Origin of the sequence: Amycolatopsis thailandensis (assembly GCF_002234405.1) — a bacterium.
Classification (GTDB): domain Bacteria; phylum Actinomycetota; class Actinomycetes; order Mycobacteriales; family Pseudonocardiaceae; genus Amycolatopsis; species Amycolatopsis thailandensis.
Genome location: NZ_NMQT01000097.1, coordinates 1 through 16,208 on the forward strand (window position 1 = coordinate 1; position 16,208 = coordinate 16,208).

The 16,208-nt window shown below is 69.8% G+C and carries 16 protein-coding genes; 7 read left to right on the top strand and 9 right to left on the bottom strand.

Features of this window, described 5'->3' with window-relative positions; genetic code table 11:
* A partial coding sequence (locus CFP71_RS26590) for a thiamine pyrophosphate-binding protein (protein WP_244199840.1) occupies positions 1 to 548 on the bottom strand: 548 nt, incomplete at its 3' end.
* 155 nt (positions 549 to 703) lie between these two features.
* Here CFP71_RS26590 and CFP71_RS26595 point away from each other — a divergent pair.
* Both CFP71_RS26595 and CFP71_RS26600 read left to right on the top strand, forming a co-directional pair.
* The gene (locus CFP71_RS26595; RefSeq protein ID WP_208636042.1) at positions 704 to 1,990 is read left to right on the top strand and encodes a hydroxyacid-oxoacid transhydrogenase; all 1,287 of its coding nucleotides are present in this window, start codon (positions 704 to 706) and stop codon (positions 1,988 to 1,990) included.
* Complete coding sequence (locus CFP71_RS26600) at positions 1,984 to 2,403, top strand: acyl-CoA thioesterase (protein WP_167406286.1); 420 nt, start codon at positions 1,984 to 1,986, stop codon at positions 2,401 to 2,403. Before CFP71_RS26595 ends, CFP71_RS26600 begins: the two co-directional genes overlap by 7 nt.
* Here CFP71_RS26600 and CFP71_RS26605 read toward each other — a convergent pair.
* The 4 genes from CFP71_RS26605 to lanKC all read right to left on the bottom strand — a co-directional run bounded on the left by CFP71_RS26605 (position 2,359) and on the right by lanKC (position 8,597).
* Positions 2,359 to 4,095 (bottom strand): ATP-binding cassette domain-containing protein, encoded by a 1,737-nt coding sequence (locus tag CFP71_RS26605; protein ID WP_093936679.1) that lies wholly within the window; start codon positions 4,093 to 4,095, stop codon positions 2,359 to 2,361. The genes CFP71_RS26600 and CFP71_RS26605 overlap by 45 nt on opposite strands.
* A complete protein-coding gene (locus CFP71_RS26610; protein WP_093936680.1) occupies positions 4,092 to 5,759 on the bottom strand; it encodes an ABC transporter ATP-binding protein in 1,668 nt (555 codons plus the stop codon). Before CFP71_RS26610 ends, CFP71_RS26605 begins: the two co-directional genes overlap by 4 nt.
* A 111-nt stretch (positions 5,760 to 5,870) precedes the next feature.
* Entirely contained in the window at positions 5,871 to 6,014 is a 144-nt protein-coding gene (locus CFP71_RS26615) for a SapB/AmfS family lanthipeptide (RefSeq protein WP_093936726.1), read from the bottom strand.
* Positions 6,015 to 6,053: 39 nt separating this feature from the next.
* Entirely contained in the window at positions 6,054 to 8,597 is a 2,544-nt protein-coding gene (gene lanKC, locus CFP71_RS26620) for a class III lanthionine synthetase LanKC (RefSeq protein ID WP_093936681.1), read from the bottom strand.
* A gap of 426 nt (positions 8,598 to 9,023) precedes the next feature.
* Between lanKC and CFP71_RS26625 the strand changes: the two genes are divergently transcribed.
* Both CFP71_RS26625 and CFP71_RS26630 read left to right on the top strand, forming a co-directional pair.
* The gene (locus CFP71_RS26625) at positions 9,024 to 9,389 is read left to right on the top strand and encodes a hypothetical protein (protein WP_093936682.1); all 366 of its coding nucleotides are present in this window, start codon (positions 9,024 to 9,026) and stop codon (positions 9,387 to 9,389) included.
* Positions 9,382 to 9,804 (top strand): hypothetical protein, encoded by a 423-nt coding sequence (locus CFP71_RS26630; RefSeq protein WP_208636043.1) that lies wholly within the window; start codon positions 9,382 to 9,384, stop codon positions 9,802 to 9,804. The genes CFP71_RS26625 and CFP71_RS26630 overlap by 8 nt, the downstream gene beginning before the upstream one ends.
* A 135-nt stretch (positions 9,805 to 9,939) precedes the next feature.
* Here CFP71_RS26630 and CFP71_RS26635 read toward each other — a convergent pair whose 3' ends face one another.
* Both CFP71_RS26635 and CFP71_RS26640 read right to left on the bottom strand, forming a co-directional pair.
* Positions 9,940 to 10,926, bottom strand: coding sequence for an MCE family protein (locus CFP71_RS26635; RefSeq protein ID WP_093936683.1), 987 nt, complete (start codon positions 10,924 to 10,926; stop codon positions 9,940 to 9,942).
* A gap of 111 nt (positions 10,927 to 11,037) precedes the next feature.
* The gene (locus CFP71_RS26640) at positions 11,038 to 11,430 is read right to left on the bottom strand and encodes a MerR family transcriptional regulator (RefSeq protein ID WP_093936728.1); all 393 of its coding nucleotides are present in this window, start codon (positions 11,428 to 11,430) and stop codon (positions 11,038 to 11,040) included.
* Between the two features lie 55 nt (positions 11,431 to 11,485).
* Between CFP71_RS26640 and CFP71_RS26645 the strand changes: the two genes are divergently transcribed.
* Positions 11,486 to 12,442 carry an SDR family NAD(P)-dependent oxidoreductase gene (locus CFP71_RS26645; protein WP_093936684.1) on the top strand — a complete coding sequence of 319 codons (957 nt, stop codon included), beginning with the start codon at positions 11,486 to 11,488 and terminating at the stop codon, positions 12,440 to 12,442.
* Here CFP71_RS26645 and CFP71_RS26650 read toward each other — a convergent pair.
* Positions 12,439 to 13,527 carry an alpha/beta hydrolase family protein gene (locus CFP71_RS26650; RefSeq protein WP_093936685.1) on the bottom strand — a complete coding sequence of 363 codons (1,089 nt, stop codon included), beginning with the start codon at positions 13,525 to 13,527 and terminating at the stop codon, positions 12,439 to 12,441. The two genes, CFP71_RS26645 and CFP71_RS26650, sit on opposite strands and share 4 nt — an antisense overlap.
* Positions 13,528 to 13,666: 139 nt before the next feature.
* Here CFP71_RS26650 and CFP71_RS26655 point away from each other — a divergent pair, with 139 nt between their 5' ends.
* Positions 13,667 to 14,869, top strand: a complete 1,203-nt coding sequence (locus CFP71_RS26655) for a sensor histidine kinase (RefSeq protein WP_093936686.1) — start codon at positions 13,667 to 13,669, stop codon at positions 14,867 to 14,869.
* Entirely contained in the window at positions 14,866 to 15,513 is a 648-nt protein-coding gene (locus CFP71_RS26660) for a response regulator (RefSeq protein WP_093936687.1), read from the top strand. The genes CFP71_RS26655 and CFP71_RS26660 overlap by 4 nt, the downstream gene beginning before the upstream one ends.
* Here the strand turns inward: CFP71_RS26660 and CFP71_RS26665 are convergent.
* Positions 15,503 to 16,147 (bottom strand): GNAT family N-acetyltransferase, encoded by a 645-nt coding sequence (locus tag CFP71_RS26665; RefSeq protein WP_093936688.1) that lies wholly within the window; start codon positions 16,145 to 16,147, stop codon positions 15,503 to 15,505. The two genes, CFP71_RS26660 and CFP71_RS26665, sit on opposite strands and share 11 nt — an antisense overlap.
* Positions 16,148 to 16,208: the final 61 nt, after the last annotated feature.

Genomic DNA, 16,208 nt, shown 5'->3' on the forward strand with positions numbered 1-16,208 from the left:
GCTTCGGCGGTGCGGCCGAGCGCGCCGGTGACGGGCGCGCGCACGGCGGCGACCGGTTTGGCCGAGTCGAACGGGACGCCCCAGAAGTCGGCGGGGACGGCGACGACGGTGGGCCCGGGCCGCCCTTCGCGGCAGCGGGTCAGCGCCTCGACCAGCAGGCCGGGGACCTCGTCCGGGGATTGCGCGCGGCCGGTCCACTTGGCGATGGGCTCGAACATCGCGGTCAGGTCCGCGGTGGGCGGTTCACTGGTCGGGCCGGGGCTGGACGGCGGGTTCTCCAGCAGGACGACCATCGGGCTCTCGTCCTGGTACGCCGTGGACACGCCGATCGCGAGGTTCGCCGCGTTCGGACCGCGGCCGGCCAGCAACACGGCCGGGTGCTCGGTGAGCTTGCCTTCGGCCTCGGCCATGAAGGCCGCGCCGGAGTCGTGCCTCGCCGAGACGAAGGTGATCGACCGCTCCCGCTGCAGCGCGTCGAGCAGGTCCAGGAAGGACTCACCCACCACCGCGTACACGCGGTGGATCTGCGCCTCGGTCAGGATCCGCACGGCCGTCTGGGCGACGGACGCTCCCGGTTGGTATCTAATGGGATTAGCTTAGGCGGGCGATGATCGGTGCCGTCAAGCGATCTTCCGATTCCGGCAATCCCGGAGCGGTGGAATGTCCGAAATCGGAGCGTGTTCGAGCAAGGGAGCACGAAAACGTGACCTCAACCACCGCCGGACGTGAAACTGTTTTCACCTACGGTGCCCCGGCCCTGAAATACGGCACCGGATCGAGTGACGAGATCGGCTACGACCTCACGCAGTACGGCGCCCGCCGGGTACTCGTCCTGACCGACGCGAACGTCGCCGCGACGGGCTGGCCGCAACGGATCGCCGAAGGCATCGAGGGCTACGGCATCGAAGCGGTCGTGTTCGACGGCGTGCACGTCGAACCGACCGACGTCAGTATGCGGAAAGCCGTCGACTTCGCCCGCGGGCAGGGCGAGTGGGACGCCTTCGTCGCCGTCGGCGGCGGATCGGCCATCGACACCGCCAAGGCGGTGAACCTGCTGACCGGCAACGACGGCGATCTGATGGATTACGTCAACGCCCCGGTCGGCGGCGGCCGCGCGCCGAGCGCGCCGCTGAAACCGCTGGTCGCGGTGCCCACCACGACCGGGACCGGCTCGGAGAGCACCACGGTCTGCGTGCTGGACGTGCTGTCACTGCGGGTGAAGAGCGGCATCAGCCATCTCCGGCTGCGGCCGAGCCTCGCCGTGGTCGACCCGCGACTGACCGTCTCGCAGCCGCCGGAGGTCACCGCCGCGAGCGGGATGGACATCCTTTGCCACGCCGCGGAAAGCTACACGGCCAAGCCGTACACCGAATTCGACCGCAAGCGGCCCGAGGACCGGGTTCCTTACTGTGGCTCGAATCCACTGGCCGACATGTTCGCCGAACAGTCGCTGCGCCTGCTGTCGTGGGCGCTGCCCGCCGCCGTGCGGGACGGCTCGGACATGAAGGCGCGTGAGGCGATGGCGCTCGCGGCGACCTTCGCCGGGCTCGGCTTCGGCAACGCCGGCGTGCACATCCCGCATGCCAACGCGTACCCGATCGCCGGGCAGGTCAGGGAGTTCCACCCCGCCGGGTATCCGGGCGACGAACCGATGGTGCCGCACGGGATGGCCGTCTCGCTGACGGCGCCCGCGGCGTTCCGGTTCACCTTCGAGGCCGCTCCGGACCGGCACGAGCGAGTGGCCAGGCTGCTCGCGCCGGACTTCGAATGGCCGGGCGATCTGGCCGACCACCTGCCCGCCGTGCTGCGGCGGATCATGCGGGAGATCGGGATCCCCAACGGGATCGGCGCCGTCGGCTACACCGAGTCCGATGTGGACTCACTGGTCTCCGGCACGGTGAAGCAACAACGGCTGCTGGCGACGGCACCGCGTGAAGCGTCCGAAGAGGACCTCGCCGGTATCCTGCGGGACTCGGTGACGCTGTGGTGAACACCGAATACCCGCACTGGCAGACGGTTCCGTTGCGGTGGAAGGACAACGACGTCTACGGGCACGTCAACAACGTCGTCCACTATTCGGTGATGGACACGGTGATCAACACTTGGTTGATCGAACGCGGCGGACTCGACATCGAGACCGGCGGTGTCATCGGGCTGTGCGTGGAATCGCAGTGCAAGTACCACGCTTCGGTGTCTTTCCCGGGCGAACTCGAGGTCGGCCTGCGGGTGGGACACCTCGGGCGGTCCAGCGTCCGCTACGAGGTCGGGATGTACTCGAAGGAGACCTTGATCGCGGAGGGCCGCTTCGTGCACGTCTTCGTCGATCGTTCTTCGAGGAGGCCGGTCCCGGTCGAGGGTCTACTCAGGAGCGCGCTCGAAGAACTGGGCGCTGGGCTGGGGTAGCCGCGGCGACCACGCGTGCATGAGCTGGGCGTAGCGCGTGGACCGGTCCATGAGTTCGAGGTGGGTGCCCAGGGCGGTCTCCTTGCCGTCCATCACCAGGACCCGGTCCGCGCGCAGCGCCGAAGACAGCCGGTGCGCGATCACCACCAGCACCCCGCCCCGCTCGGCGAAGGCCCGTTCCGCGCGGGCTTCGGCGGGCGGGTCGAGATGCGAGGTCGCCTCGTCGAGGATGACGACGCCCGCGTCGCTCGCGAACACCCGCGCGAGCGCGATCAGCTGCGCTTCACCGGCGGACAGCGTGCCGTGCCCGATCTCGCCGTCGAGCCCGCCCAGCCTCGTCACCAGCGGTTCCGCGCCGACGGCCGCCACCGCGGCCAGCAGCTCGCCGTCCATCGCGGTCTGCGCGAACAGCCCGACGTTGTCCCGCACGGACCCCGCGAAGACGTAGGCCTCCTGCGGGATCAGCGCGACCATCCGGTGCCGCAGCGCCGCCGGGACCTCCCGGACCGGGGCGCCGCCGAGCAGTACCCGGCCCGCCTGCGGTTCGAGCATCCCGGTCAGGAGACCGGCCAAAGTCGACTTGCCGATCCCGCTCGGACCCACCACCGCGAGCCGTTCGCCGGGCCGCAGATGCAGATCGAGACCGCGCACCACCGGTTCCGCCGCCGCGCCCCAGCTGAAGGTCAGGTCGCGGACGTAGATCGCGGTCCCGTCCGGTTCGGCGGTGCCGTCGGCCTCCGGTTCGGCCTCCGCGGTCTCCGCCAGCCGCCGCAGCGCGACGATCAGCCGCAGCACCACGGTGCTCGCGGTCGCGGCCAGCCCGCGCAACGCCGGCTGCATCGTCGTCGCCAGGTAGACGAGCGCGCCGAGCGCGGCCCCGGTGGTGAGCACGCCGTCCCTGACCAGCCCGGGCGCCACCAGCAACGCCAGGAGCAGCGGCACGAAGGCACCGATCGCGATCACCACCGCCCGCGCCGCCCCGGACCGCGCGACCCGAACGGCCGCCTTGGCCTGCGTGTCGATGGCGTCGTAAAGCTCAAGCGCGGCAAGGGGTTCCGCCCCGCAGGCGACGATGTCACGCATCCCGGACAGCGACGCGCCCGCGACCTCGGCGGTCCGTTCGTCGGCCAGCGCGAGCGCGCGCTGACGGCGGGCCAGCGACGGGAGCAGGCAGGCGAACACGACCACCGCGACCACCACCGGGATCGCGACGATCAGCGCCAGCGAACCGGCGATGGTGAACAGCCCGGCCAGCGCCGCGACCGTCGTCACGATCATCCCGCGCGCCTGCACCAGCAGCCCGGCCGTGGCGTCCCGGACCACCTCGACGTGCTGGGTGATGCGGGCGACGCCGCTGGCGTCCGGCTGGTTTCGCGGCGGCGCCGGATCGTGCAGGACCCCACGGACGACGGCGGTCACCAGCGCGTCGCGCAACGGCTCGACGACCTTGCCGAGCTGATGCCACACCAGCCGGGAGCCGAACGCCCCGATCACGGCGACCAGCCCGAAGACCGCGAGCCAACGCAGTCCGGTGCCTGGCCGACCCGCGGCAAACCCCTCGTCAACCGCGAGTTCGACCAGGCGACCGGACAAGAACGCGGGCGCGCTTTCCAGCACGGAGCAGGCCAGCAGGACCAGCCCGCCTCTCCACTGCCCGGCCAGCGCCGAGCGGTAGAGCCCCCAGACGCTCACTGCTCCCCCTCGGTGAAAACAGCCTGATAGACGGAGTTACGCCACAGCTCCTCGTGTGGACCGACCGCCCTGACGCGGCCGTCTTCCATCCACACCACGACGTCCGCCCGCGCCGCGGTGGCCGCGCGATGCGTCACCACCACCCGGGTCCGGCCGGGCAGAGTGCGTTCGATCGCCTCCTCGACGGAGGCTTCGGTGACCGTGTCGAGACTGGCGGTGGCGTCGTCGAGGATGAGCACCCGTGGCGCGTGCGCGATCGCGCGCGCCAGCCCGATCCGCTGCGCCTCCCCGCCGGAGAGCGGTGTCTCCGCGAGCGGCGTCCGGTAGCCGTCCGGCAGCCGGACGATCAGGTCGTCGACCTGCGCGGACCGGCAGGCGCCGCGCACGGCGGCCTCCCCCGCCCACGAGCCGTAGCCGACGGCGTCGCCGATGGTCGCGCCGAGCAGCGCGGGCCGTTCGAAGGCGAACCCGACGACGGCGCGGAGTTCGTACGGCCGCAGTTTCTCCAGCGGGCGGCCGTCGAGCGTCGCCGTCCCCTCGTCCGGGCTCAGCAGTCCGCCGAGGACGTTGACCAGCGCGGACTTCCCCGAGCCGGACCGCCCGACGACCGCGGTGAAGCGGCCGCCCCGCACGAGCAGGTCGACGTCCCGCAACGCGCCTTCGACGGTGACCCCGCGCAGTTCGAGCGTGCCCCGCCCGGGGACGACGCCGAGGTCGCCGGGCTCGGGCACCGGCGAGTCCAGCACCTCGTTGATCCGCCGCGCGCACGACCGCGCGCGGGAAAGTGTGGTGAGCAACGGGATCTGGGTGATCAGGCCCATGCCGAGCGCGGTGTAGCCGAGCGCCGCGAGGACCTGGCCGACGGTCAGTCTTCCCGCCAGCACGCCGAAGCCGGCGGCGGCGAGCACCGCGAGTTCCACGGCGGGCAGCAGCAGACCGGAGCGCCACACCATCCTGGCCTGCGTGCGCCACATCCCGCGGCCCGCGAGACTCAGTTTCGGCAGCGGCCGCAGCACCCGTTCGGCCTCGCGATCGGCGGTGCCCGAAGCGGCGATCGTGCGGAGCCCGGCGACGGCGTCGACCATCCTCGCCGCCAGTTCGCCGGACACCTCTTGATAGGTCAGGACGTCGTCGGCGGTGTTCTTCAGGTGGGTGCGCGCGAACATCAGGCCGAACGGGATGCTGCCGAGGAAGACGAGCGCGAGGCGCCAGTCCATCAGCGCGAGCAGGACGACGGAGCCGCCCGAGATCAGGGTGGTCGACCCGAGCTGGACGACGACCGAGGCGACCAGTCCGGCGCCGGTGCAGTCACCGGTGAGCCTGCTGATCGCGTCGCCGTCGGCGAACTTCGAACGGGTTCCGAGCGAAAGGTAGTGGCCCGCCAGCCGTCGCCGCAGCCAGGCCGTCGCGGAACTGGTCATCCGCGCGGTCACGATCCCGCCGATCAGGGCGACGGCGATCTGGGTGACGCCGAGGACGATCAGCCAGGAGACCTCGGGGAGACTCTGCCGCCCGGCCACGACGGTGTCGACGGCCGACGCCAGCGCACCCGGCAGGAGCAGTCCGGACGCCGTCCCGGCGAGCGCGCTCAAGATCAGCACGACCAGGCGGGGACGATCGAGCGCGGTCACCGTGACCAACAGCCGATCGGCTGAACCCGCCATCCCACTCCCTACAACGTGATCCCAACGAGACGAAGCAACGGGCAAAATGAGAGCGCGGGAGCGGCGCACTTGGCCTGTGCCGCTCCCGCGCTCTCATCGATCAGACCTGGATCAGTGGCAGGTCAGCAGGCTGATGGTGCTGTCCGCGCAGGACGCGAGCAGGCTCAGGTTGCTGGTGCCGCCGTGGCTGCCGCCGTGGCCACCGTCGAGAACGTCGGGGGTGTCCAGGGCCTGCAGGTCGAGAACCAGTTCCATGGTGTTCCCTTTCACTAGTCATCTCTTCGTCCGCCGCCCTCATTGGACGGCAGTTCTGGAGGACAGGAAAGGCAGCGCGGCCTTCCCGTCCAGGGTCGCGGCGAGCGCGAGCAGGACGCCCGCTCCGCCGGTGACGACGTCCATCGACAGCCGCAGCAGCTGATTGCCGGGGAACGCCAGGCCGCCCTTGTACGGCACCGCGTACCAGGCCAGCCGGGAAAGATGCAGGTCTATGGCGTCGCGGACGCGCCGGTCCGGTTCGGCGCCCATGGCCAGCGCCGTCATCAGGCCGCACCGGCCGAACAGCAGGCCGGGGTGGATGACGAACTCGCCGCGGCACGCTTCGCGCAAGCCATCGAGGCTCTTCAGCGCCTTCGCGTCCGGGCGGTGCTTCGCCAGCTCCTCGGCGACCATGAGGATCCCGGCACTGCCGACCCCCGCGTAGGGAAGCGTCCGGGTCTCACCGTCGCGGACCTGCAGCGAGTCGTCGTTGGACTCGACGCACTCCTCGATGTCCCGCTCCAGCGCCTGGTCGGCGAAGGAGAGCCAACCCTCTTCGCGGGTGCGTTCGAACAGCCGGATGAACAGCAGCGCCGGACCGGACCAGCCGTTGAGCAGCCCGGCCCTGGCGAAGTCGCCGGGCGGGTCGGCCGTCTCGAGCGCCTCGGCGAGCCGGACGGCGGTGGCGAGTGCCTGCCTGCCGGACTCGTTGTCCTTGCGGGTCACCGCGAAATGCAGCTGAGTGAGCCCGATCCCGGACAGGCCGCCTTCCAGACCGTGGTCGGTGGTCTGCTCGACCAACGTCGCCGACGCCGCCAGCAGCCTGGTGGCCTCATCCCGGTACCCGAGCTCTTCGAGGACGTACGCGATCCCGTACGAACCGTCGTAGAACCCCGGTCGTTTCGGCGGATCGCGGCGGATCGAGTCCAGCAGCCAGCGTTCGTGCTCGGGGTGACGCTCGCCGCCGACGGCGTTCAGGGCGTGGAGGACGCCGGCCGCGCCGTAACCGAAGCACGCTCCGCCGACGCGGAACTGCTCGATGTCACCGGGGAAGAGCCGGTCGGTGCGTTCGGGGGTCGCGCTGGCGAGGATCGCCTCGGTGATCTGCTTGCGGACCAGCGCCCAGTCCGGCTCGTCCTGGTCCAGCTCGGTGACGCTGGTCAGCGGCGGGATGTTCCGGGGCGCGAGCTCGGCGACGATCGAGTCGGCGTACCCCTCCGGGACGTCGAACCGCTTCTGGACGAAGTCCGCGAGCCCGCGCAGCTTCGCCGGGGCGAGTTCCAGGAGCGTGGTGAGCGGCAGGAAGATCCACAGCTTCAGGACGGCGAGCGCGTACTTGTCGACCTCGAAACCGTTCCGGTCCCTCGGGGCACGGAAACCGGGCGCGCCCAGCGCCGGCCGTTTGCCGCTTTCGCTGTCGGACGCCATCTCGAAGTCGATCAGCGAGACCGCGTCTTCGTCCCCGTCGACCAGGATGTTCAGGGAGTGCAGGTCGCCGAAGACGATCCCGCGGTCGTGCACGGCGCCGACCGTCTTCTCCACCCGCCGGACCAGCGCCAGCGCACGTTCGGTGTACGCGGCGATGTCGGCCTCGGTGGTCTCCCGCCGGGTGAGCGGGTAGTTGCGGGCGAGCCAGTTGCCGAGCGAAATGCCCGGCATGTACTCCATCGCCAGGAAGTGGTGCTCCCAGACGGTGAACCGGTCGAAGGCGGCGGGGACGCCGTCGACGCCCTTCAGCCGTTCCAGCACCTCGTGCTCGCGGCGGAGACGCTCGACGGCGTCGATCTCGTCGCGGTCCAGGCCGGCGAAGGGCCTGGCCTCCTTGAGGACGACCTGCTCGTCGTCGGCGTTCCGGTCGGCGAGGTACACGCCGCCGCCGTTGGAGAAGTGCAGCGAACTCTTCACTCGATAGGGGAACTGATCCGCGCCGCCGCCCTTGCGAGCCGCGAGATGCGGCGCGAGGAACTCCGGAATCGTCACCCAGTCGGGTACGGAGAAGGTCGGCTCGCGCTTGTCCGGGACCAACGTTCCGTCCGGTTTGCGCACCGCGAGGACACGTTTTCCGTCGAGTTCGACCCATTGCTCCGCGAATCCGCCATAGCGGACGTAGAGCGGCCCGGCACCATACCGAAGATCACTGAGAATGTAAGCCCCGGGTTCCCCGTCGAGCTTCGCGGACAACTCGGCGAGAACGCGTTCGAGCTCGTTGTTGTCAGCCGGATAAAGAGTCAGTAACTTCCCGCTTCCGTCACGCGGGGCGTATTTAGAATTCCTTGCCAGCAAGGTGGCCCGCGAACGCAGATGCTTGTAGGACACGTCGTGCTCGACACAATGCTCGTGCACCTTCACGAGCACCCGCTCGGCGTTCTCCAACCCGGCCGACACGTGGATTTTCCAGCCCTGCAAGGGAAGGTTTCGATCAACAGGGTGCAGCATCCGCCACACTCCGCGCACTCCGGCACGCCAGCCGGACTCGGGAGCGGGCAGCAGGGAGGCGAAATCATCGGACGAATTCCCGGTTTCCCGCTGTTCGTCGAAGAACAGAGGATCGGCGAAGCAATACGCTTCGTACCGGACGTCCATCGAGCGCCCCCTCCTTCGGAACCAATCGGATGGGCCATGTGCACCATCGCGATGGAGAATATTCCACCCGCCGGAAACCGAACGGCCAATCCGCCATACCGGGGGTTCGGATGGGCTGTTCAGGGACGTGAATTCGAAACCTACCGAATGGTAGGGGTACCCAGCGTGAGATCAACAGGGATTTCAACCACCCGGTCGGTGTGTAACAGGAACGAACCCGCGACGTAATCCCAGGTGGCGGCGCCGATCACAAATAGGCGCGCCGAAATTGACAGAGCGCCAACCCGCCGCGCTTCGTGATCTATTCACCTGAGGTCTGGACCACTGCTCATTTCGTGGCGCCCGCCACGCACCTCCCCGGTCGCCCGTCGGCGATGATCGGCCCGGAGGTACGTTGTCGCCGGTGGAGCAGGTAAGGAGGCGGGCGTGATCACAGGCTTCGCGGTGACCGTCGCGATCTGCGCGACGCTGGTCGCGGTGTGGAGTTTCGTGCAGTCCGTACGCAAAAAACTTCCGGACAACGCGCTGCTCGCCGGCCTCGCCGTCGTCGAACTCCTCCTGGTGGCCCAGCTCGTGATCGGCGTCGTGCTGCTGATCGACGGCGGCCGCCCGGGCAGCATGGCCACCTATCTCGCCTACCTGATCGGCAGCCTGGTCGTGCTCCCGCTCGGGACGTTCTGGGCGCTGGCCGAGCGCACCCGGTCGAGCACCGCGATCCTCGGGATCGCCTGTCTCGCCATCCCGGTGATGGTGCTCCGGCTGCACGAGGTCTGGGCGGGCGCCAGTGCCTGAAGAAACCGAGGAGCGAACCGTGGACACCCACCCGGACAAGACCTCCGGCCCGGGACGGATCCTGGTCGCCGTGTACGCGATCTTCGCGCTGGCGGCGACCTCACGCGCCGCCGTGCAGATCGGCACCAAGTTCCACGAGGCCCCGCTGGCCTATGTCCTGTCGGCTTTCGCGGCCGTCGTCTATCTCCTGGCCACCGTGGCGCTCGCCCGCCGCGGCGCGGGCTGGTGGCGGATCGCGCTGGTCGCCTGCGGGATCGAACTGCTCGGCGTGCTGACCGTCGGCACGTTCAGCCTCTTCGACCGCGAGGCCTTCCCGCACGCGACCGTGTGGTCGGTGTACGGGCAGGGCTACCTCTTCATCCCGCTGGTGCTGCCGGTGATCGGGCTGTTCTGGTTGCGGCGGACGAAGCCCTGACGGTGCCACACCTGGTCCAGCCGACAAGGGCGCCGGTAACGGGTCGGTGCAGGTGGTCGTGAGTGGTAAGTGACGTTAGAACGTCACTTACCACTCACGACCCCCTGTACCGAACGGCCACTCGCCCCTTGCCGCTCACTTCTCGAAGCAGCCCTTTTCGTTGAGCGGACCGAACGAGGGCAGGATCAGCCCGCACAGGTAGCCGTCGATCCAGCGCCCGTTGCCCGCGACGTTGGTGAGCACCCGGATCGCCGGGGCGAACGTGGCGATCCCCTTGGCCAGCGAATCCTGGTTGCGCTGGAGCATCGACGTCAGCCGGTCGAGTTGTTCGAGCACCGGCGCGAGTTGCCCGTCGTTGTCGGCGATGATGCCGTCGAGGGCGGTCGCGAGCCGTTTCGAGCCGTCGAGCAGGTCCTTGATCGCCTGCTGCCGCGTGGAAATGGCGCGCAGGAGCGCGTTGCCGTCCTGGATCAGCCGCTGGGCCTCGGCGTCGCGGTCGACGAGGGTCTGCGAGACCTGCCGCGTGTTCGCCACCAGCGTCCGGAGCTGCCGGTCGCGGGAAGCGATGGTGCCGGAGAGCTTCGAGATCCCGTCGAGTGCGGCGCGGACGTCGGCGGGCGTATCGGCGAAGGTGGCAGAGATGGTATCGAAGCTCTTCGCGAGCTGGTCGACGTCGATGGCGTCGACGGTCTTCGACAGATCCCGAAACGCTTCAAGGACGTCGTATGGCGCGGTGGTTCGCCGTAGCGGGATCGCGTCACCGGGATCGAGGATCGCTTCGCCGCGCGGGTCGAGCGCCAGATACTTCTGCCCCAGCACGTTCTTGATCTGAATGGACGCTGTCGTGGCGTCGCCGACCCAGGCGTCCTTCACCCGGAAGGAGACGAGCACGCGATCGCCTTCGAGGTCGATCTCCGACACCTTGCCGACCTTCACTCCGGCGATCCGCACGTCGTTGTCCGCACGCAATCCGCCCGCGTCGGAGAACTCGGCCGAATAGGTGGTGCCGCCGCCGATCACCGGCAGGGCGTCGGCGTTGAGCGCGGCCGCCATCCCGAGAGCCATCGTGGTGAGTCCGGCGAGCGCCAGCTTGACCGGATCCACCGCGCCGAAGGATCTCATCGCCTCACCTCGCAGGTCACGAGCGGCAAACTCTAGGGGCCGCCCCTGCCCATCGCCAGGCGAAACGTTGCACCGATCGGGTAGTGTCGTCTATCCACTGTGGACAGACAATCAGCGCCAGAGGGTGTCCGCGGTCCCCCGTGCGACGTGCTCCTCGTAGACCTCGACCTTCCTGCTGATCAGTTCCAGGCAGTCGGCCAGCTCGGCGATCCGGTCCCGGACGGCGCCCTGATGGTCGCGCAGCAGCTCCAGCCGCTTTTCCTCGTTTCCCGGCCCCTGCCGGACGAGCTCGGCGAACTCGCGGATGGTGGCGAGGGGCATCCCGGACGCCCGGAACTTCGTGCAGTTCACCAGCCATTCGACGTCGTATTCGGTGTACACGCGACGGCCGTTCCCGTCCCGTTTCACCGGCGCCGCGAGCAGCCCTTCCTTCTCGTAGAAGCGAAGCGCGTGCGCGCTGAGGCCCGTCCGGTCGGTGACCTGGCCGATCGCGAGTTCCGTCACGCGGGCCACGATAGCTGTTGACCTAGAGAGCCCTCTAACTCCTAGCGTTCGCCGCATGACCACCTCACAGCACAAGATCGGCTCCGGCTTCGACGCGCGCAGCACCGCCGCGGAAGTCCTGGACGGGATCGACCTTTCGGGCAAGCTCGCCGTCGTCACCGGCGGATATTCGGGACTGGGCCTGGAAACCACGCGAGCGTTGGCGAACGCCGGCGCGCACGTCGTGGTCCCCGCCCGGCGCCCGGCCGACGCGGAAGCCGCCCTCGCCGGAATCTCCGGCACCGAGGTCGGCGAGCTCGACCTCGCCGACCTGACGAGTGTCGAGACCTTCGCCCGCCGCTTCCTCGGCACGGGACGTTCGATCGACTTGCTGATCGCCGGCGCTGGGATCATGGCCGCGCCCGAACGGCGGGTCGGCCCCGGCTGGGAGTCGCATTTCGCGATCTGTCACCTCGGCCACTACGCCTTGGTGAGCCGTCTCTGGCCCGCGCTGACGGCGTCCGGCGGCGCCCGCGTCGTCACGGTGGCCTCCTCCGGTCACCATTCCTCGACGATGCGCTGGGACGACGTCCACTTCGAGCGCGGCTACGACCGATGGCTCGCCTACGGCCAGGCCAAAACGGCGAACGTGCTGTTCGCGGTGCACCTCGACAGGCTCGGTGCCGAGCACGGGGTCCGCGCGTTCAGCCTGCACCCGGGCGCCATCCTCACTCCCCTGCAGCGGCATCTGCGGCCGGAGGAGATGGTCGAGCGCGGCTGGATCGACGAGCACGGGAATCAGGCCGACCCGGATTTCAAGTCGCCCGAGCAGGGCGCGGCCACCCAGGTCTGGGCGGCGACGTCCCCGCTGCTCGACGGGCTGGGCGGGCTCTACTGCGAGGACTGCGAAGTGGCCGAGATCGCCGAGGAAGAAGGCGAGTGGGTCGGCGTGCGCCCCTACGCGATCGACGCCGGTGAGGCCGCGCGGCTGTGGAAGCTGTCCGCCGACCTCACCGGTGTCTCCCCCTGCTAGTTCCAGAACTTGATCTCGGGGTTGGCCGCGACCGGACCGTCGAGCAGCGGCTGACGTGCGCCGCGCAGGTGCTTGTCGAAGAACGCGGAGAGATAAGCCCTGGTCAGCTTCATTCCGCGCTCGCCGTCGAGCACGCCGGGCTCCCTCAGGCCGAGCTGCTCACCGAGGACGCCGACGTCGGTGAAGGACGGGTGGGCGGCCGCGGCGACGCTGATCCACCGCTTCCAGCCGGTGAGGTTCGGCCAGCTGCCCTTCCACGTCGTGTCGGGACCGGCCGGGGTGTACTCGCTTTCGCGGCCGAGCAGCAGGAACGGCCGGTCGATCCCGGACGCGGGGATCGGCGACCAGAGCCTGCCGTCCATGTCGGCTCCGGCCCGGATCCGCTGGTCGGCGACCATCGCCGTCGGCGTGCTGTACCCGCCGATGGAATGCCCGGCCATGCCGATCCGGGTCCGGTCGATCAGCCGGGACCACGGCGACGAAGCCCTGGTCAGCGTGTCGAGGAGGAACGAGACGTCCGCGGCGCGCACCGGCGGGAGCAGCTTCGAGTCCGACCCGCACGCGACGCAGCCGGTGACGTGCCCGTCGGGGAAGCCGGTGGCGAAGGATTCGTAGTTGTGGCCGATCACCGCGACGACGAAACCCTTGCTCGCCAGTTCCTCCGCCAGCCCGGTGAGCGTGGTGCGCGGTTTGTTGAACCCCGGTGACAGGACGACCAGCGCGCGCTTCCCCGGCAGGGGCGGGGTGTCGACGTGGGCGCTGGTGCGGAGTCCGGCGAGCAGCCCGGGGTCGATGTCGGGAAGGCCCGATCCGGTCAGGAACATCTTGGCCTCGGCCAAGGTGAGATACGGCCGTTTCGGGCCGACCGGCAGCAGCGCCGGGTAGAACATCGACACCATCAGCTCTCGCGGCCCGCTCGGCACCCAGGGGTCCTTGCGCGCCTTGTCGACCAGGTGCAGGTCGGTGGAGCCGACGGGATACGAGCCTGTCGGCGGCGGCAACGTCAGCCGCGGGGCCGCCGAAGCCGGGCTCGCCAACGACACCATGCCGATCAGGGCGACCGCTGCGACGAGAAGCCTTCTCATGAGGATTCCGTTTCTGTAGAGGATCTTCCTGCGCCCAGCCTGCGGGCCGTCGTCGTATTCGCGCGTCTGCCGCAGGTCGTATCCCGATGTCTGCCGCGAGGCGGATCCGCCGCGTCCGTTCCGGGATTACGCTCGGCTGGTGCTGGCCAACCTCAGAAGTCACCCGAAGGCCGTCGACATCGGGCTGACCGTACTCATCGGACTGTCCACTGTGGTCTCCGCCGATGACCCCGAGGGGTTGGAGTGGTGGCTGACTTCCTTGGTGGCCCTGGCTTCCCTGTTGGTCCGGCACCGCAACCCCCTGATCACCTTTTCGACCGGATCGGCGGTCTCGCTCCTTCACCTGGCCATGGGCAACGACCTTCGGCCGGTCGACGTCGTGGCGTTGATCGGCCTCTTCTCCGTCGCGGCGTGGGGATCGCGACGGCTGTCCCTGACCTTGCTGGCGGCGGGGCTGCTGGTCGCCGGAGCGTGGTCGTTCCACGCCTCCCAGACGAACTCGCGGGAACCGGGGCCGCCGCCACCGAGGATCATCATCATCGATCCGCTGGCGCCCTTCGACGTCGAGACCGACGCCAGGCAGGTGCAGGACTGGGGCGGTTTCGCGGGCATCGGGCTGTCGCTCACGGTGGCGTGGCTGGCCGGGCTGAACACACGGCAGCGCCGGATCCGCCTGTCGGTGCTGGAGCAGCGGGCCGCCGATCTCGAACGCGAGCGCGACACCCAGGCCGCGCTGGCCGTGGTCGCCGAACGCGGCCGGATCAGCCGCGAACTGCACGACGTCGTCGCGCACGCGCTTTCCGTGATGGTGTTGCAGGCCCAAGGCGCCCAGGCGGAACTGGAGCGGCGGCCCGAGCGGTCGCGGGAGGCGATGGACGCCGTCGTCGGCACCGGGCGGACCGCGTTGAGCGAGATCCGGCGGCTGCTCGGCGCGCTCGGGGGAGACGAGCCGGACTGGGAACCCCAGCCCGGCGCGGAACGTTTGCCGCGACTGGTCGCCGACGTCCGTTCCGCGGGCACGCCGGTCGAGTTCCTGGTCGAGGGGGAACCCCGGCCGCTTCCGTCCACAGTGGACCTCGCGGCCTATCGGATCGTGCAGGAGGCGCTGACGAACGTGCTGAAACACGCCGGTCCGGACGCGTCGGTGACTATCGTGATGCGGTACGGCCCCGGGTCGCTGGAGATCGAGGTCTCCGACGACGGCGTCCGGGCGGCGTCGCCGTCCGGTACCGGGCACGGGCTCGAAGGGATGCGGGAACGGGTGAACGTACTGGGCGGCACCTTCGAAGCGGGACCGCGGGCGGATCGCGGCTTCACCGTCCGCGCGACCCTGCCGTCATGACGATCCGGGTGGTCATCGCCGACGACCAGGCGCTCGTGCGCACCGGCCTGCGGATGATCCTGGACAACGCCGACGACATCGACGTCGTCGGCGAGGCCGGGGACGGCGCGGAGGCCATCGGGCTGGTGGCGGACCTCGATCCCGACGTCGTCCTCATGGACATCCGGATGCCCGAGATGGACGGCGTCGAGGCCACCGCCGCGATCGCCGCGGCCCATCGCGCCCGCGTCCTGGTGCTGACCACCTTCGACCTGGACGAATACGTCTACGCCGCGCTCCAGGCGGGGGCCAGCGGCTTCCTGCTCAAGGACGCGCTGGCGCCGGACCTGCTCTCCGGTGTCCGCGTCGTCGCCGCCGGCGAGGCGACCCTCGCGCCCACCGTCACCCGGCGGCTGCTCGACCGCGTCGTCACCGGCCTGCCCGCCCCGCCTCCGGACGACAGGCTCGCCCTGCTCACCGGGCGCGAGAACGAGGTGCTGCATCAGCTGGCGCGTGGCCTGTCCAACGCCGAAATCGCCGAAAAGCTGTTTCTCTCCCCGGGGACGGTGAAGACCCACGTCGGCCGCATCCTCACGAAACTCGGCCTCCGGGACCGCGTCCAGGCCGTCGTGTTCGCCTACGAATCCGGGCTGATCAGCCGGTGACCGCGGCGGTCGCGCGCCAGTGCTTGCCGCGCCGGGGCCGCCGGTGCTGACCGCGCCGTCCGAGGTCGGCGAGGCCGTCCATCGGGCGGGCGGCGAATTCCTCCGCCGTGATGCCCATCCGCACCAGGTACTTGATCTCGCCGCGCACCACTTCGGTGTCGCGCAGCCTGCCTTCCTCGCGGAAGCCGAGGCCGCCGTGCAGGGAAAGCGACGCCAGGTTGCCGCCGTACACGGTGACCTCGCATTTACGGAAACCGCGTTGCTCGAACATGTGCGCCAGGAGGACGGTGATCGCGTCCGTGGCGTAGCCGCAGCGCTGGTGACGCGGGGCGATGCCGATGCCGTAGCCGAAGTGGCCGGTCACCGGGTCCGCGCCGATGGTGCAGACCGAACCGACCAGCATGCGCCCGCGGACCGTCTCGATGCCGAAGTGGATGTCGTCGCCCGCGGAACCCGACCGGTGCGAGGCCCAATGCCGGTGCCCGCCGCCGATCAGCGTCGTCGCCTCGCGGGCCATGTCGCGGTCGAAGCCCATCAAGACCCGCCGGTCCCGGAGGCCGACCTCGCGCAACCGCACCTTCCGCCCGACCTGCCCGGGCTCGGAGGCGGAGTGGCTCACCGCGTCCGGCCGCACGGGTGCTCACGAAGGATCACAAGCATGCATCGACGATATCGGTAGTGGCGGGGCGCGTCGC